Source organism: Caballeronia sp. LjRoot29, from assembly GCF_964252755.1.
Lineage (GTDB): Bacteria > Pseudomonadota > Gammaproteobacteria > Burkholderiales > Burkholderiaceae > Caballeronia.
On sequence record NZ_CAXUPU020000007.1, the window covers coordinates 40,576 to 58,078 of the forward strand.

The 17,503-nt window shown below is 61.3% G+C and carries 13 protein-coding genes; 3 read left to right on the plus strand and 10 right to left on the minus strand.

Features of this window, described 5'->3' with window-relative positions:
• Window positions 1-99: 99 nt before the first annotated feature.
• A complete protein-coding gene (locus tag ACSQ83_RS10650) occupies window positions 100-4,287 on the plus strand; it encodes a CheR family methyltransferase (RefSeq protein WP_436228110.1) in 4,188 nt (1,395 codons plus the stop codon).
• 28 nt (window positions 4,288-4,315) lie between these two features.
• Here ACSQ83_RS10650 and ACSQ83_RS10655 read toward each other — a convergent pair whose 3' ends face one another.
• The 9 genes from ACSQ83_RS10655 to ACSQ83_RS10695 all read right to left on the minus strand — a co-directional run bounded on the left by ACSQ83_RS10655 (window position 4,316) and on the right by ACSQ83_RS10695 (window position 13,694).
• Complete coding sequence (locus ACSQ83_RS10655) at window positions 4,316-5,461, minus strand: acetate/propionate family kinase (RefSeq protein WP_414951194.1); 1,146 nt, start codon at window positions 5,459-5,461, stop codon at window positions 4,316-4,318.
• 5 nt (window positions 5,462-5,466) lie between these two features.
• A complete protein-coding gene (locus ACSQ83_RS10660) occupies window positions 5,467-7,854 on the minus strand; it encodes a phosphoketolase family protein (RefSeq protein ID WP_436228111.1) in 2,388 nt (795 codons plus the stop codon).
• A 166-nt stretch (window positions 7,855-8,020) separates the two neighbouring features.
• Window positions 8,021-8,470, minus strand: a complete 450-nt coding sequence (locus ACSQ83_RS10665; protein ID WP_436228112.1) for a hypothetical protein — start codon at window positions 8,468-8,470, stop codon at window positions 8,021-8,023.
• A 29-nt stretch (window positions 8,471-8,499) separates the two neighbouring features.
• Window positions 8,500-9,798 carry a PQQ-dependent sugar dehydrogenase gene (locus ACSQ83_RS10670; protein WP_436228211.1) on the minus strand — a complete coding sequence of 433 codons (1,299 nt, stop codon included), beginning with the start codon at window positions 9,796-9,798 and terminating at the stop codon, window positions 8,500-8,502.
• An 82-nt stretch (window positions 9,799-9,880) separates the two neighbouring features.
• The gene (locus ACSQ83_RS10675; RefSeq protein ID WP_414951198.1) at window positions 9,881-10,048 is read right to left on the minus strand and encodes a hypothetical protein; all 168 of its coding nucleotides are present in this window, start codon (window positions 10,046-10,048) and stop codon (window positions 9,881-9,883) included.
• Window positions 10,049-10,154: 106 nt separating this feature from the next.
• The gene (locus ACSQ83_RS10680) at window positions 10,155-10,520 is read right to left on the minus strand and encodes a DUF3175 domain-containing protein (protein WP_436228113.1); all 366 of its coding nucleotides are present in this window, start codon (window positions 10,518-10,520) and stop codon (window positions 10,155-10,157) included.
• A 23-nt stretch (window positions 10,521-10,543) separates the two neighbouring features.
• Window positions 10,544-11,152 carry a UdgX family uracil-DNA binding protein gene (locus tag ACSQ83_RS10685; RefSeq protein ID WP_414951200.1) on the minus strand — a complete coding sequence of 203 codons (609 nt, stop codon included), beginning with the start codon at window positions 11,150-11,152 and terminating at the stop codon, window positions 10,544-10,546.
• A gap of 6 nt (window positions 11,153-11,158) precedes the next feature.
• A complete protein-coding gene (locus ACSQ83_RS10690; RefSeq protein ID WP_436228114.1) occupies window positions 11,159-12,703 on the minus strand; it encodes an FAD-dependent oxidoreductase in 1,545 nt (514 codons plus the stop codon).
• A gap of 70 nt (window positions 12,704-12,773) precedes the next feature.
• Window positions 12,774-13,694: a LysR substrate-binding domain-containing protein gene (locus ACSQ83_RS10695; protein ID WP_414951202.1), complete on the minus strand. Its 921-nt coding sequence runs from the start codon at window positions 13,692-13,694 to the stop codon at window positions 12,774-12,776.
• A 107-nt stretch (window positions 13,695-13,801) separates the two neighbouring features.
• Between ACSQ83_RS10695 and ACSQ83_RS10700 the strand changes: the two genes are divergently transcribed.
• Together ACSQ83_RS10700 and ACSQ83_RS10705 are read left to right on the plus strand one after the other, a co-directional pair.
• On the plus strand, window positions 13,802-15,100 hold the full coding sequence (locus ACSQ83_RS10700) for an MFS transporter (RefSeq protein ID WP_436228115.1): 1,299 nt from the start codon (window positions 13,802-13,804) through the stop codon (window positions 15,098-15,100).
• Between the two features lie 155 nt (window positions 15,101-15,255).
• Window positions 15,256-16,107 (plus strand): NAD-dependent protein deacetylase, encoded by an 852-nt coding sequence (locus tag ACSQ83_RS10705; protein WP_436228116.1) that lies wholly within the window; start codon window positions 15,256-15,258, stop codon window positions 16,105-16,107.
• 49 nt (window positions 16,108-16,156) lie between these two features.
• Here ACSQ83_RS10705 and ACSQ83_RS10710 read toward each other — a convergent pair whose 3' ends face one another.
• Entirely contained in the window at window positions 16,157-17,008 is an 852-nt protein-coding gene (locus ACSQ83_RS10710) for a PA4780 family RIO1-like protein kinase (protein ID WP_436228117.1), read from the minus strand.
• Window positions 17,009-17,503: the final 495 nt, after the last annotated feature.

Here is a 17,503-nt window from a genome sequence, read left to right on the forward strand (position 1 = left end):
CGATGAGCGCTGCGTCGCCCATGCAGTAGAAAGCACGTTCGTTCAAACGCGTAGTGGTATCTTTAATCTGTCAAAGCACCCCGAACCGAGGCCCCTGGAGTGAGCGAAACTACAACATCAACGGCGCCGCCGGCAGAAGACGACGAGCCGGGCGCGGCTCATAACCCGAGTTCGCTGGATTTCCCCGTTGTTGGGATTGGCGCGTCCGCAGGGGGCGTGCAGGCGTTGTTGCGCTTCTTCGAGAACGCGCCGTCCGACATGGGCATGGCGTTTGTCGTGGTCCTGCATTTGTCGGCCACGCATGTCAGCAGCGCGGACAAGGTGCTGCAGAACGTGACCCGCATGGGCGTGCGGCAAGTCAGCGGGCCGACCAGGATAGAAGCGAACCACGTCTACGTCATCGCACCGGGCAAGAGCCTGACGATGGCGGACGGTTTCCTGAACGCACGCGACGCCGAGCCCACGGCGGGCCGGCCGGTCAGTATCGACCGGTTTTTCCGGAGCCTGGCAGATGCGCATGGTCAGCGGGCGATGTGCATCGTAATGTCCGGCACGGGCAGCGATGGTTCGGTCGGCATTGCCAACGTGAAAGAAAAGGGCGGCGTGACGCTCGCGCAGGAGCCCAACGACGCCGAATACTCAGAGATGCCGCAGAACGCGATCCTGACAGACCAGGTCGATCTCGTGCTGCCGGTGGTGGAGATGCCGCAGCGACTGCTCGACATATGGAACAACGCCAAGCGCATCGCGCTGCCTGAACTGGAACCAGCCACGTTGAGTCCGGACGACCGGGCCGACCGGGGTGAGGCCGAACTTGCGTTGCAGGCCATTCTGGCAACGTTACGCACCCGCACCGGCCACGATTTCCGTTTCTACAAACGTGCAACCATGCTGCGCCGGATCGAGCGGCGCCTGCAGGTCAACGGCGTACCCGACCTGATTGCCTACCGTGATTTGCTGCGGGATAACTCGCGCGAAACGGCGGCCTTGCTCAAGGACATGCTGATTGGCGTGACCAGTTATTTCCGCGATCGGGAAGCGTTCGAATCGCTCGAGCGCGGCGTATTGCCGGCCCTGTTCCAGAACAAGGCCGACGGCGATCAGGTTCGCGCGTGGGTCGCGGGATGCTCGTCGGGCGAGGAAGCGTATTCGCTCGCCATGCTCCTGTGCGAGCAGCGCGAAGCATTACATTCCTCAGCCAATATCCAGGTGTTCGCCACGGATATCGATGAAAGCGCCGTCGCGCGCGCGCGGGCCGGACTGTACCCCGAGTCGATCATGACCGATGTCCGCCCCTCTACGCTGCGGAAATTTTTCACCAAGATGGATTCGCGCTACGAGGTCGTGAAAAGCGTGCGCGAGAAGATCCTGTTCGCCATGCATAACGTGCTGCGCGATCCGCCGTTCTCGCGGCTCGACCTGGTCTCCTGCCGCAACCTCCTGATCTATCTCGACCGCGGTGTGCAGAACCAGGTGCTGGAAATGTTCCACTACGCGCTGTACCCCAACGGGTATTTGTTCCTCGGCACGTCGGAGTCGGCGGACTCGGTGGAAGAACTGTTCAGCGTGGTCGACAAGAAGAATCGTATCTATCGGGCAAAGGCGGCGAAGCTGCCGAACCGTCCTACGCTGGGCGCGCCTTCGCTGCTGTTGCAAGGGCGCTTCACGCAGGACGAGGAAGCAGGGTCGGCGCTGGTCCCCGGGCGCCGCAATTTCTCATTCAGTGCGCTACATCAGCGTGTGCTCGAGCAATACGCGCCGCCCAGCGTGATTGTCAACCGCGATTCGAAGATCGTGCATATGTCGGATAACGCGGGACGTTTCCTGCGCTATGTCGGCGGCGAACCGTCGAGCAACATGATTGCCGTCGTGCTGCCTGAATTGCGGCTCGACTTGCGTACCGCGTTGTTCCAGGCCGCGCAGACGGGCAATAGCGTGGAAGCACGGCGCGTCAAGCTGCAGCGCAACGGACTTCCGTCTTACGTCAACATGACCGTGCGTCCGTTCCACGACGCCGCTGCCGACGCCGACTTCCTCCTCGTGCTGTTCGACGAGGTCCAGGAGGCCATGACAGAAGACCGGGCCGCGGTGACGTATCAAACGGGTCACGACACCGTGATGCAGCAGCTCGAACAAGAGCTGCACTCGAGCAAGGAACAACTGCAGACCACGATCGAGCAGTACGAGACGTCGATGGAAGAATTGAAGGCATCGAATGAAGAATTGCAGGCGATCAACGAGGAGTTGAGGTCGGCGACGGAAGAGCTCGAAACCAGCAAGGAAGAGCTGCAGTCGGTGAACGAGGAGCTCATCACGGTCAACGCTGAATTGCAGGCGAAGATCGAGGAGACGGGCAAAGCCAATGACGACCTGGAGAACCTGATCACCTCTACGGACATCGCCACTATTTTCGTCGATCGCGCGATGTGCATCAAACGCTATACGCCGAATGCGGCCACGGTGTTCAACCTGATCGGCGCGGATGTCGGGCGCTCGTTGTTCGACATTACGCACCGGCTTGTTTATCCCGAACTGGCCGACGACGTCAGCGCGACGTTCCAGTCGTTGCGCCTGACCGAGCGCGAAGTCGCCACGTCCGACGGCCGCTGGTTCCTCGCGCGCGTGCTGCCTTACCGGACGGCAGACGACCGGATCGACGGCGCGGTGCTCAGTCTCGTTGAAACCACGGCGCGCCGCCGCGCCGAGGCAAACGTGCGGGCAGGCGAGGAGCGGCTGAGACTCGCGGCGCAGACGACGAACGACTTCGCGATCATCGTGCAGGATCCAGAGGGGCGCATCGTCAGCTGGAACGCCGGCGCCGAGCGTGTCTTCGGTTATACGGCAGCCGAGGCGGTCGGGCAGGATATCGACGTGATCTTTACTGCTGACGATCAGCAGGCGGGTATGGCGGCCCACGAACGCGAGGTCGCACAACGCGATGGCCGTGCCGACGATGATCGCTGGCTGGTCTCAAAGGGCGGCCGCAAGGTGTATTGCAGCGGCGTGGTGACGCCGTTGTCCGATCCGAAGTTCACGGGTTACGCAAAGATCGTGAGGGATCTCACGGACCGCAAGACGCAGGAAGACGCACGCCAGTCGCAACTGGCGGAGGAGCGGGCGGTGCGGGCGCAGGCGGAAGCGGCGAACCGGCTCAAGGACGATTTCCTGGCCGTGCTGTCGCACGAATTGAAGCACCCACTCAACCTGATTCATGTGAAGGCGGAAATGTTGCCGCGCATTCCCGAAGCGCGGGGCGTACCGGCGATCCAGCAGACAGCCGACGCAATCCAGCGCGCGGTGCTCGGTCAGGCGAAGATCATTGACGACTTGCTGGACCTGTCGCGTGTGCGTACCGGCAAACTGGCTTTGAACCTGGCAATGGGCGACGTCGCGGCCATGCTGAAGACCATCGCCGACGCCATCGAGGCGGACGCTGCATCACGGGGCATAACGCTGTCGTTCGAGGGTCTGGATGAACCGGTGTGGACCAAGGTGGATCCGGTGCGTTTCGACCAGATCGTGTGGAACCTGCTGAGCAACGCGCTGAAATTTACGCCGCGCGGCGGCTCGGTGTCCGTTCGCCTCACGAGTGAAGAGGACCAGTTGCGTATCGATGTCACGGATACCGGGTTGGGGATCGAAGCATCGGTGTTGCCGCATATCTTCGAGATGTTTTCACAAGGCAACGAAGCGCGTCGCAAGACAGGCGGCGGCATGGGCATCGGCCTCGCGCTGGTCAGGCAACTCGTGGAGACGCATGCGGGAAGCGTGCTTGCACAATCCGACGGCGAAGGCCGCGGCACGCGCATGAGCGTCTGGCTGCCGCTCGTCGACGGCCTTCCCATTGGCAAGCATGCGCCGGATGAGCACGGCGGGTCGCTGGCGGGCGTGCGTATGCTGGTCGTCGACGACGACTCTGAAACCGCGAGCTCATTCGCGGCGTTGCTGGAACTCGAAGGCGCGCTGGTCGCTACCGCGCATGACGGCGACAGCGCGCTTCCGCTGCTCGAACGCAACCACGTGGACCTGCTGGTCTGCGACATCAGCATGCCCGGCATGGATGGCTACGATCTCATGAGCCGGGTCCGGGCGAATCCCCGCCTGGCACAGTTGCCCGCTATTGCGCTAACGGGCTACACCGTGGGTAACGATGACGAGCGCGCACGCGCGTCGGGCTTCGACCTGACGCTGGTCAAGCCGGTCTCGCTCGAAGCGTTGGTTGCCGCCGCCGAGCAAGTGTTTTTCTGGCGCGGTGCACATGGCGGTGGCACGCACGAGCGTCGCTGAGGGGCGATCAACCTGAACTGACAAGTCGCTAGGAGGCGGCCGGCTGCTTGAGCAACGTGCGGCAATGACGCGCAATCTGCCGCTCTTCCTGGGTCTCGATCACGTCGAACTGAACATCGAGAAATTGAAGTCCGTCGCAAATGCGTTCACGCACGGCCGCAGCGTGTTCGCCAATACCACCGGTGAACACCACGCGGTCGAGGCCGCCCATCAACGCGGCATACGCACCGATAGCCTTGCGCACAGCCGTACAGAAGATATCGATGGCAAGCTCCGCATCAGCGTCGCTGCGTTGCAGAAGCGCCTGCATGTCATCGTTTGAATTGGAGAGACCCTTGAGGCCGCTCTCGTAATTGATCAGGTGTTCGAGCGCATTGGCGTCAAGCGTTCCGGTCCGCATCAGATAAACGACCACACCAGGGTCGATGTCACCAGTGCGTGTTGCCATGGGAATGCCACCCGTAGGCGTGAGACCCATGGTGGTATCGATTGAACGGCCATCGCGAATCGCGCAGAGGCTCGCGCCGCTGCCAAGATGCGCGACCACGAGGCGCGCCGGAAGATCGTTGCCGAGCGTAGCGACGATCGACTCGTACGAGAGCCCGTGAAAACCATATCGGATCACCCCTTCTTCAGCGTAGTGTTTCGGCAGCGCGAGGTGAGTCGCGCGCGTAGGCATGGTCCGGTGGAACGCGGTGTCGAGGCAGGCGTAATGCGGCACGTCGTTGAAAATTTGCTGCGCCAGATCGAGCAGCTCCAGCGCTTGCGGCAGATGCAAGGGCGCAAATTGCACCGCATCGCGCAGGGTCTGTTTCACCTCGGGCGTGATCAGCGCATGGTCGGTCAGGTGCGGACCGCCATGCACTACCCGATGCCCCACCGCGGCCAGCGGCTGGTCGAGATGCGCATGCAGCGCGTCGGCCACGCGCTGCAACGCGTCGTGCTGCGACTCCATCACGTGATTCTGCGTGACATCGATCGCACCATCCGATGAACGCATGGTCAGCGAGCCGTCGTCGCGGCCTATGCCTTTTGCACTGCCAGTCAGCCACGGCGTTTCGTCGCTGTTGTCCGGTGTATTAGCCGAAGCATTGCCGGACTTCTCGCCGGGCATATACACGCCGAATTTAAGCGACGACGAACCGCTGTTCAGCACCAGGATTCCCAGGGTCATGGTCGTTAGCCTTTCCAGACCCAGTTGCGGATTTCATCGCGGTCAATGCCTTCCGCGTGGGCGTAAGTAATGCTCGCGTTGATCTGATCCTTGAGCCAGTTCTTCGTGTGAGCGCCGGTATCGCGAAGCCGCGGGACACGATCGATCACGTCGATACACAGCGAAAAGCGGTCGACCTGATTGATGATCGCCAACTCGAACGGCGTATTGATGTTGCCGCGTTCACGATACCCATGCACGTGCATGTTCTCGTGATTCGTGCGGTTATACGTGAGCTTGTGAACGAGCGACGGATACGAGTGGAAGTTGAAGATGACCGGCTTCTCGCGCGAGAAAATAGAATCGAAATCGCGACTGGACAGACCGTGCGGATGGTCGGTGTCGGGCATCAGGCGGAACAGATCCACTACGTTGACGAAGCGGATCTTGAGGTCGGGGAAATGTTCCTTCAGGATCTCGACGGCCGCAAGCGATTCCATGGTGGCGATATCACCTGCGCTGGCCATCACCACGTCCGGTTCGCTGTTCTGGTCAGTCGACGCCCAGTCCCAGATGCCAATACCCTTGGTGCAATGCGCGAGCGCAGCGTCCATGTCGAGGTACTGCAAATGCGGCTGCTTGTCCGCGACAATCACGTTGATGTAGTCGCGTGAACGCAGGCAATGATCCATCACGCTCAGCAGGCAGTTTGCATCGGGTGGCAGGTAGATGCGCACGACTTCTGGACTCTTGTTCGTGACGACATCGAGGAAACCCGGGTCCTGATGGGTGAAACCGTTGTGATCCTGACGCCATACCAGCGACGTAATCAACAGGTTCACCGATGGCACCGGCGCACGCCAGTCGAGTTCGAGCTTCGATTTTTCCAGCCACTTGGCGTGCTGGTTGAACATGGAATCGATCACATGCACGAAGGCCTCGTAGGTCGCGAGCAAGCCGTGCCGGCCCGTCAGCACGTACCCTTCGAACCAGCCTTCCAGCGTGTGCTCGCTGAGCATTTCCACTACGCGACCGTCAACCGATAACGCGCCGCCGTCGCTGTCTTCCGGCTTGATCTCGGCGATCCAGCGTTTGCCCGACGCTTCGTACACGCCATCGAGTTTGTTGCTGGCGGTTTCATCGGGGCCGAACAGCTTGAAAGTGCTCATGTTGCGCTTGATCACGTCGCGCAGCCAGGTTGCAAGCACCGCGGTAGGCGACTGGTAGGTGCCAGCGGGATCCTTGACCTTGAACGCATAGTCGCGGATATCGGGCAGGTCCAGCGAGCGCCTGAGACGGCCGCCGTTCGCATGCGGATTCGCGCTGATGCGGCGATCGCCCTTCGGCGCAATCGCGCGAAGTTCTTCGATCAGCGTGCCGTTTTCGTCGAAGAGTTCTTCGGGTTTGTAGCTGCGCATCCACGCTTCCACGATCTTCAGGCTCTTCGCGTTGGTCACCGGATCAAGCACCGGTACTTGATGCGCGCGCCAAAAATCTTCGACCTTGTGGCCGTCGACCTCCTTCGGGCCGGTCCAGCCTTTCGGCGAACGCAAGACGATCATTGGCCAGCGCGGACGCGTGGTGTCGCCAGTCGAACGGGCGTGTTCCTGGATCGCGCGAATCTCGCCGATGCAAGTCTCAAGCGTCTCGGCCATCAGTTGATGCATGACAGCGGGATCGTTGCCCGAGACAAAATGCGGTTTGTACCCGTAACCGGTCATCAGCGCTTCGAGTTCTTCTTGCGGAATGCGCGCGAGGATGGTCGGGTTCGCGATCTTGTAGCCGTTCAAGTGCAGGATGGGCAGCACTGCGCCGTCGACTATCGGGTTCAGGAACTTGTTCGAATGCCACGACGTGGCGAGCGGGCCGGTCTCGGCTTCGCCGTCGCCCACTACCACTGCGACGATCAGGTCGGGGTTGTCAAATGCCGCGCCAAAGCCGTGCGAGAGGCTGTAGCCCAGCTCGCCGCCTTCGTGAATCGAGCCCGGCGTTTCAGGGGTGCAATGCGAACCGATGCCCCCGGGTGACGAGAAAGCGCGGAACAGGCGCAGCATGCCGGTTTCGTCAGCACTCCGATCCGGATAGACCTCGGAGTAATACCCTTCAAGGTACGAGTTCGACAAGGTGGCGGGTGCGCCATGGCCCGGTCCCGAGACATACATGACGTTCAGGTCGTCCCTCATGATGAGGCGGTTCAGGTGCACCCACGTGAACGACTGGCCGGGGTCCGAACCCCAATGTCCGAGCAGGCGCTGCTTGATGTGCTCCGCCTTGAGCGGCTCGCGCAGGAGCGGGTTGGCGCGTAAATAGATCATGCCTACCGACAGATAATTGCAGGCGCGCCAGTAAGCGTCGATCTTGCGCAATTCGTCGGCGGAAAGGGGGGAGGAGCGGGGAGTTGCCTGTGTGTCCATATCGTGTCCGTTGTATCCGTTGGTTGGAGGGCGGTGTCACTCGATCCGGCGGGTCACTCTGCGGGTCGCTCTTTGCTAAGGGATTCAGGCGCTAAAGCATTCTGTATTGTGCCGCGTGCGGCAGGTTCACGGTCAGCCACGACCATGACATGGATCAAAGGCAATGCTATGACTGGCGGCCTTTACGCGGAGAGGTTGCATGCAGGAGCGGGTTGAAGCCGGCGGACGGCGCGGTCTTGCGCGCGGTTTTTGCAGCCCTTTTCCGGCCACTGCCGCCTGATAACTGGTTGATCAGATCGCTGTCGGGTTCGTCGTCGGACGGCTCCTCGGGCTCCTCGGGCTCCTCGGGTTCGTCGCGCTCTTCAGTACCGATACCACCAATATGCCCGATTACTGCAAAAAATTCCTTCGACGCATTGCGTAAGGTTCGTCCCGGCATCATGGTCATGGCGACCACTTCGTGCAGCGATTTATCGTCGATGGTGCGAAGCCGGGGCGAGGTATTCCAGTTGATCGCGCTGTTGGCAAAACCAGCTATGACACGCTGCAGCACGGCGGGAGCAAGCACGCCGGCGTCGTAAAGACCGATCAGCGTGGCTTCGGCGGCGGCGAACAACCCGTTCCCCGGGGCGGCGCGCTTTGCCATCAGTTTTGCGCGGACGATGAAGACGGCGTGACGCGCCAGACTGCGTTGCCCACGTCGTCGGCGACCAGCAATGCGCCGTCGTGGTCAAGCGTCACACCGACCGGACGTCCACGTGCGTCGCCTTCCGGCGAAAGGAACCCGGTGAGAATATCTTCGGGCGGTCCCGACGGTTTTCCCCCGGAAAACGGCACGAAAATCACCTTGTAGCCACTGCGCGGCTTGCGATTCCACGAGCCATGCTGTCCGATGAACGCGCCATTGCGATACTTCGCCGGAAACAAGGTGGCGTCGTAAAACGTGAAGCCCAGCGGAGCGCCATGCGACCCCAGCGCGTAGTCAGGCGGTATCGCCTTCGCGACCATGTCGGGATTTTGGGGCTTCACGCGGGTGTCGATGTGCTGGCCGTAATAACTGTAGGGGAAGCCGTAAAAAGCGCCGTCTTTCACTGCTGTCATGTAGTCGGGGACAAGGTCGTTTCCTAGCTCGTCGCGCTCGTTGACCACGGTCCAAAGCGCACCGTTCTCAGGGTTCCACGACATGCCGTTGGGATTGCGCAGACCCGATGCGAAGATCCGCGATTTGCCCGTCGCCCGATCAATTTCCATGATCGACGCGCGTCCAGCCTCCGCCTCGATGCCGTTCTCGCCCGCGTTGCTGTTCGATCCAACCGTGGCGTAAATGAGTTTGCCGTCGCGGCTTGCGATCAGGTTCTTGGTCCAATGATGATCAATAGGTCCTGCCGGCAGGTCCGTGAGTTTTTCACCGGGCCCAGTAATCGACGTGTCGCCCGTGTGGTATTTGAAACGCAGTATGGCGTCGGTATTCGCCACATAGAGATCGTCGCCGACCAGCACCATGCCGAACGGAGAATGCAACTTGTCGATGAACACATAGCGCTGGTCTGCCACGCCGTCATGGTGGCTATCGCGAAGCAGGACGATGCGATCCGGGCTTGCAGTGGCTGCGCCCGCGCGTTTTTGGAACTGTTTCGCAACCCAGCCCTTGAAGCCGCTCTTCGAATCATGAACGGCGGGCGCATTGCTTTCGGCCACGAGCACGTCGCCGTTGGGCAGCGTGGTGAGCCAGCGCGGATGATCGAGTCCCTTGGCAAACGCCGTTACGCTGAAGCCCGCTGCGGCGGCCGGCATGGTGCCTTCGGGCCAGGGTTTCGCGGGCGCTACGTTGAGCGTGGGGATCAGCGTCGTATGCGGGGGAGGGAGCGTGGGATTCGGGCCATAACCCATTGCGGTGTTGTCTGATGCGTTCGCGCAACCGTCCAGCAATATGACAGCGCTCAGGCTTGCGGCGCACAGGCTGGCTGTCAAAATTGTTCTGAGCACTCGTCGTTGCGGGAAGGATAACGGGCGGCTACGAAGGTCATCACGCACCGCCAATCCCCTCGACTACTTTACCGGTGCCGTTGCACTGTTCGCACTTCTGGCCGTCCTCTTTTCCCGAACCGTTGCATGCAGGACAGAGATTTTCGCCGGTTCCAGGCGTGCCGGGCGCAGCTTCGTCGCCGGGATTCAGATCGGTGTTATCAGGCATGGCGCCTCCTTGGGTGACCGGCAGGTGCGCATCGGTTATGCATGTCTGGAGCGAGCGCCTGAAGCAAGGTAGCAAGGCGCATTCCACCGATGCTTCCGCGCCGCCATCACGGCTTGCGGCCGAACGCTTCACGCAGGCGCTTCTTGGCATTATCCAGCGTGGTACGACGCGATTTCGGCAGGTTTCGTCCTGCACGATTGATATAGAAATTCAGCATCGACATGGCGGACTGGAACGGCGTGCCTTTACGCCGATTGCTGCGCGTCGACGACTTTTTCAACGAATCAGCGATCTCCTGCGCGCTGCCTTCCTTGAAAATCTCATGCTGGATATCCATTGCATCGCTCGTTTCCATCACGTGATGCGACCAGCGTTTGGCGTTCGATCGGCTCGTCGATTTTGGCTTTGCACGCGCATGTTTCTGACGCGTGGTATTGCGTTTGCCATTGCTGCTCTTCGATCCGGTTGCCATGTTATTGCTCCCTTTCTTTGGAATCAATCTTCAATCAATCGATGGGCGTGTTTGAATGCCTCCACAATCGCGCGATACGCACTCTCGCGTGTCCCGGCATCGGGGGCTCGGAGCGCATACGAAGGATGAAAGGTTGCGATAACCAGACGCCCATCGTGCTCGATCGCATCGCCCATTGAAGCCTGCAATTTCACGGCCGGTTTTTGCAGTACGGACTTCAACGCGGTCGCACCCAACGCGACCACGACCTTCGGATCGTGTTCTGCCAATTCCCGTTCGATCCAGTAGTGACACGCGTCCACTTCCCGCTGTGCGGGCGTCTTGTGCAACCGTCGCTTGCCGCGCGGCTCCCACTTGAAATGCTTGACGGCGTTGGTCACATAAACCCGGCTGCGGTCCACGCCGGCTTCATCGAGCGCGCTATCCAGCAATGCGCCGGCCGGACCGACAAACGGCTTGCCTTGCAGGTCCTCCTGATCGCCGGGTTGTTCGCCAACGAGCATCAGTGGCGCATGCCGTGGACCCGCTCCCGGGACCGCTTGCGTGGCCGCTTCCCACAACAGGCAGCGGCGGCATTGATCGAGGTTTTCCGGTTGCTGGTCCGGACGAATGCCGATGGGCCGGGTTGCCATGACACATCAACCGGCGGCGGCGCTGCGCGCTTGCGCGAGCGTCAAGGGGACCCGCATGGCTTCCGCCAGCCGCGCGGAGGGCGCTTCGCGGTCGCATGCAACGGCCGCCGCAACGTGACCATCTTTCAGCAGATACGCAATGAACGCGAGAGCGTCGAGATCGCCGTCGATCACCACTTCGTCGTGCTCGCTCGCATGGCCGAGATATTCGAGGCGCTTTTCGAAGTGATAGGTCCAGAAATACGGCACGCCGGTGTAATGTTCATCGCCGCCGGCCATGTTCAGCGCAGCGACACGCGCTTGTTGTTGAGCGACGCGCCAGTGTTCTATGCGCAGCGTTTTGTCGGAGCGAGGCAGGGGGAATTGCGCGATGTCGCCTGCCGCGTAAAGACCCGGCGCGAGACCGGCGACTTGCATCGATGAATCCACGGGAATGCCGCCGTCATCCGCTAACTCGACGCCATGCAGGAAGTCGGTAGCCGGGCGCACGCCCGTACCGATGATCACCACATCCGCCGGCAATTTTTCGCCGCTTTTCAGTTCGGCCTCTTTCACGACGTCATCGCCCAGGAACGCCGTGACTTTCGACTCCATGCGAAAGACCACGCCGTTTTTCTCGTGCAGGCGTTGAAACATGCGGCCTAGTTCATCGCTGAATTGCGAGCTGAGCGGGACCTTTCCAGGCGCGACGACGGTCACATCGATCCCTCGTTTTCTCAGCGATGAAGCCACTTCCAGCCCAATGAAACTTGCCCCCACGATCAACGCTTTCTTCGCGCCTTCGAGCGAGGAAAGAATCATGGCGGCGTCGTCTCGCGAGCGCAGCAGGAAAACGCCGTGAAGGTTGGAACCGGGCACATCCATCGGCTTGGGGATGCCCCCTGTGCAGATCAGCGCGGCGTCGTAATGCAGGATGAGTTCGTCAGGCAGATTGATTTGCTTCGTGCCGGCGTCGAGACTTTCGACGTTTGCTTCAATACGCTCAATCCGTTGCGTCGACAGGAAATCGTCGGGCAATAGCGGCGGGATTTCCTCGGGCGGCATGTCGCCGGCAAGCACGAACTTGCTGAGCGCCGTGCGATCGTAGGGCATGCCGTGCTCGGGTCCGATCAGTACAAGGCGGCCTTCGAAGCCGGCTTCGCGCAGCGTGGCGCAAGCGGCTGCACCCGCTGCGCCCGCACCGATCACGACCATCGTGCGGGTGTCCGCCGTCGGCGTGCGCGCGGGTTCGTCTTGCGCGTGTGGAGAAACCAGTACGTCGCCGTTTTCAATAGTGACCGGATAGCGTTTCAATCCAGTCAGCGGCGGCGGCTCGATCAGGCTGCCGTCGGCAACCGCGAACGTGCCCTTATGCCACGGGCAAACGATGCGGCCGTTACAGATCGCGCCCTCCTCGAGTGGCGCGCCGGCGTGCGGGCAATCCGCTGAAAACGCGTGTACCTGGTCGCCTTCGCGGACCAGCAGGATGGGGGTATCGGCAATGCTTACGCGCGTGCCCCGGTCCTCTCGAAGATCATCGAATCTTGCTGCTCGCTGCATGGAACCGGCCATTTTGCACTCCCGTCAGTCGTTCTCCGGGTTTCAGCAAAAAGCGGGCCGTCGAATTTGGGCGCAGCGCCGCTCACGCCGCGATCCGGTCCAGCGACGCCGCGTCGCCTCGTACGGATTGAAGGATGAGCGCGGCGAGCTGTTGCACCGGCGGCGTGGGCGTAACCGACGCGCGCACAAGCGACAGCGGCAGCGACGGCAGCGCGGGCAAGCCCAGATCGCGGCCCTCGAATGCACTGACGGAAGCGGGTAAGCCATAGCGCGTGCGCACGGTCAGTCCAAGTCCCGCTGCCGCGGCGGCCCACAGGCCGGAGAGACTCGGACTCGTGAACGCGACGCGCCAACGGATGTTCGCGCGATCGAGCGCGTCGGTGGCGGCGCTGAAGAACAGGCAGGCGCGATCGAACGCAACCAGCGGCAGCGGTTCTGCCGGATCCGGATTCCACGGCAAGCTTGATGAACCGATCCAGCACATCCCGGGCTCGGCGATGATCTCGTGCCGGTCGCTGCCTGGAAGTTCATGGGCCAACGAGACCGCGTCGTCCCAGATCAGCGCAAGGTCGAGGTCGCTCGAATCGATCCGGCTGAGCAGTTCCGTATTGCGCGCGACCCGTGCTTCGATCCGCACTTTCGGATGCGCTCGCGAGAACCGGCCGAGGACATCGGGCAACATCGCTTCGCCGAAATCTTCTTGGAGCCCAAGCCTCACCCAGCCTTCGAGGTCGGGGCCACGCACGGCGACAGCGGCTTCGTCGTTGAGATCGACCAGCCTGCGCGCGAACCGCAGCATGGTTTCGCCCGCTTCGGTGAGCGCCAGATTGCGGCCGGCTTTCTTGAACAGCGGCGCGCCCGATTGCTCCTCCAGTTTCTTGATCTGAGCGCTGACGGCCGAGGTCGAGCGCCCGACGCGGTCCGCCGCTTTCGCGAAGCTTCCCAGTTCCATGCCGACCACGAAGGTCCGCAGCGAAGCGACATCGAAATTGGTTTGTGACATGGTCGATCATCCTGTTTTGTCGAATTATCGATTCAATATTACTTGATATTCAGGACGATGATAAACCGCGATACTGAGTTCATCGACAGCATTCACGAGAGAAAAGCATGGAAACTCAGTCCGCAATCCCCTTGCCGGCCATGCCGCGTCGCGCGCTGGACGCGTCGCACCGGTGGAAAGTGCTGGGCGTCGGCGTGGCCGCGAACGTGAGTTTTTCGGCTGCCGTCGCGGGCATTCCCACGACCGCCGTCTGGCTGCGCGCGGATTATCACCTCAGCAACGCAGCGCTGGGATTGGCGCTGGGGGCCATTGGGCTGGGTACCGCGCTCTCGGAGTTGCCGTGGGGTGTGGCTACCGATCGCTGGGGCGACCGGCCCATTTTGCTGACTGGTTTGACTGCGACCGCTGCCGCGCTGCTCTCCATGATGTTGTTCGTCGTGCCGTCGCAAGCGGCAGTTCCGGGCTTGGTATGGCTGGTGCTGTCGATGTGTCTGGTTGGTCTGATCGGCGGGAGCGTGAACGGCTCCAGCGGGCGCGCGGTCATGCGCTGGTTCCAGGAAGGCGAACGCGGCCTGGCCATGAGCATTCGCCAGACCGCCGTGCCGCTGGGCGGCGGCCTGGGCGCGTTGGTCCTGCCCTGGCTTGCCTCCACAGGCGGGTTCCGGCCGGTTTTCGGGGTGCTGGCGGTCATGTGCGCGGTCTCGGGCGTGCTCACCTGGTTCTGGCTGCACGAGCCGCCCGAGGTGCCTGTCGTGGCGCATGCCGGTTCGAACGCGACTTCACCGCTGTCAGCCGCGGCGATTGTCAGTCCGCTGCGTGACGGGATGATCTGGCGTGTCGTGGCGGGCATCGGCATTTTGTGCGTGCCGCAGTTCGCGGTGCTGACTTTCGCCACCGTGTTTTTGCATGACTTCGGACACGTCGGCATAGCAGGCATTACCGCGACGATGGTCACCGTCCAGCTCGGCGCGATGATCATGCGCGTCGCGAGTGGCCGTTTCACCGATAAACGCGGCAACCGGCGAGGATATCTGCGTGGGTCGACGCTGGTCGCGGTGGCATCGTTCGTGATGCTGGGCGCTGCGGTTACGTTCGTTCACCGGATGCCGGAAGTGTTGCTCATGGGGTTGATCGCGTTTGCCGGGATCTGCGTGTCCGCGTGGCACGGCGTGGCGTACACGGAACTCGCGACGCTGGCCGGCAAGGATCGCGCGGGCACGGCGCTTGGCATGGTCAACACAGCGGTGTATTTCGGCTTGTTCCTGACGCCGCTGTGCATCCCGCATTTGCTTGCGGCCGGATCGTGGGGCGTTGTCTGGCTCGCTACGGCTGTCTGCGCATTGATCGCCTATCCGTTGTTTCCGAAACCGGTGAAGTCAGTGAAGCTCGCGGCTCGGGTGTTGTAACGAATCGGCCGCGGGCCAGTCTCAATGCGAAAGGGGCGGGGGCTATTCGTCTACAAGTTGGGGACTTTATTTCGACGCTCCACGTCATCACTGTGGTGCAAAGGGACCGAACCGCGTTTCAGCAGAAAAAGCGCGTTGCCGCTACTATTCCGAGGATGAAAAATCTGCCTGATTACGCGTCTCAAGCGCTTTTAAACCCTCTCTACGATTTCGTCGAACGGCATCCTCGGCTGTTCATTTTGTCGGGTGCCGGAATTAGTATGGAATCCGGAATACCTTGCTACCGGGATACGGAAGGGCAGCGTACCGGTCGAGCGCCTATCCTGCTGAAAGATTTCATGGGCTCGGAGTTTTCCCGCAAACGATATTGGGCGCGCAGCATGATCGGCTGGCCGCTGGTCGCGGGTGCCGCACCGAATCCCGCGCATCTCGCGGTTGCGAGGCTCGAGCGCCTGGGTCTGTTCGAGCGACTTGTCACGCAGAACGTCGATGGATTGCATACGAGTGCGGGCAATACGGACGTCATTGAACTGCATGGGAATATCGGCCGGGTGCGGTGCATGGAATGCGGCGATGAAATCTCACGCGCCGCGCTCCAGCAGAGACTTATCGCCGATAACCCGAGCTTCGTGGGTCTCGCTGCGTTGCCAGTAGCGGATGGCGATGCGCAACTTGAGGGTTATGACTTCGACGCTTTTCACGCGCCGTCTTGTACGCGCTGCGGCGGTTTGCTCAAGCCTGACGTGGTGTTTTTCGGCGAAGGTGTGCCACGGGGTCGCGTGGACGCGGCGGCTGCGGCTCTTGAACAGGCCGATGCCATGCTCGTGCTTGGTTCATCGTTGATGGTGTATTCGGGATTTCGCTTCTGCGAGTGGGCCGCGCGTGCCGGCAAACCGATTGCCGCGGTCAATCTTGGGAAGACGCGGGCTGATGCGCTGTTGCAACTGAAGGTCGAAGCGCCATGTGGGTTGACGCTTGATGCGCTGGTGAGGGAATTGGAAGCGTAGGGGTGGACCGAAGCCCGCCAAACGCTCCAAAAACACCAGCGCGAGAGACCTACCCATCGAGTTCCTGCTCACGTCTAACCCGGGCTTCCTCTTCAAGCCGAATGTCTTCAATTTCCTGCATGACCGCTTCGAGATCGACCGGTGTGGTGTCCACTTCCACGTGACCCGTAAGCTTTGTATCGACGGAGAGCAACCCCGCCTCATACAACGCCCACATCTCCTTGCCATAACTTGCCTTCAGCAATTCAGGCGCGAACTGGCCGAAATAAGTCGCGAGGTTATCGACGTCACGTTGCAGCATGGCTGCCGCTTCGTTATTGCCGGCGGCATCCACGGCCTGCGGCAAATCGATGATCACCGGACCGTCGGCGGCCAGCAGGATGTTGTATTCGGAGAGATCACCGTGAATCATGCCGGCGCACAACATGCGGACGACTTCACTCAGTAGCAACTCATGCAACCCAAGCGCGCGCTCGTGGCTCATGTCCACATCGTTCAGACGCGGCGCGACGTCGCCCTGTGCATCGACGACCAGTTCCATCAGCAACACGCCATCCGTGCAGATGTACGGTTGCGGCACGCGCACGCCGGCATTGGCGAGGCGGAAGAGTGCGTCGACCTCGGCGTTTTGCCACGCTTCTTCCTGCATCTGGCGGCCGTAGCGCGTGCCTTTTTCCATCGCGCGCGCTTGCCGGCTGTTTTTCACCGTGCGGCCTTCGCGGTAGGAAGCGGCTTGCCGGAAGCTGCGCTGCTTCGCATCTTTATAGACCTTCGCGCAACGGGTGGAGTCGCCGCTGCGCACGACGTAGACGGTTGCTTCCTTGCCGCTCATCAACTGGCCGATCACTTCGTCGATCAGACCTTCTTCCAGCAACGGCAGCAGCCTTTTCGGAGTTTTCATACGGCCACCGCATAGAAGAGGACTTCGCGGAAGGCGCGAAGGGGGTGGCAGGCGGGGAGGCGGGAAATTGGAATCATGGCGGATTATAAAGGCAACGCGGATTTGCCCGGGCAGAAGTGGACGCCAGGGCTGGGCGGCCCGGCTTTCCATTGGCTCAGTCAACCGACAACCCCGCGGCGAAAGCGCGTTCCAGCTTGCCCTTTGTCATGCCGTTGCCTGAGCGATTGGGCGAATCCGCCACGCTTGGTTTGCAAACAAAGGCAACGCACGTTTCTCAGCCCCTCATGCCTTATCCACCCAGCGAGCGTGCCATCCGACGTCTGTTTGCAGGCCAGGCATATTGCGGGCTTGCGGATTTAAAGCAGATTTGTTAAAGCTTTTCGTACGAGTTTTATTACTTCATATGAACCAAGGTCGGTGATCGAAGCCGGCCCGATTACGCCCCAACCGGGCCGCTGAGCAACGGGGCATTCGTCTAATCACATCCTTAATACG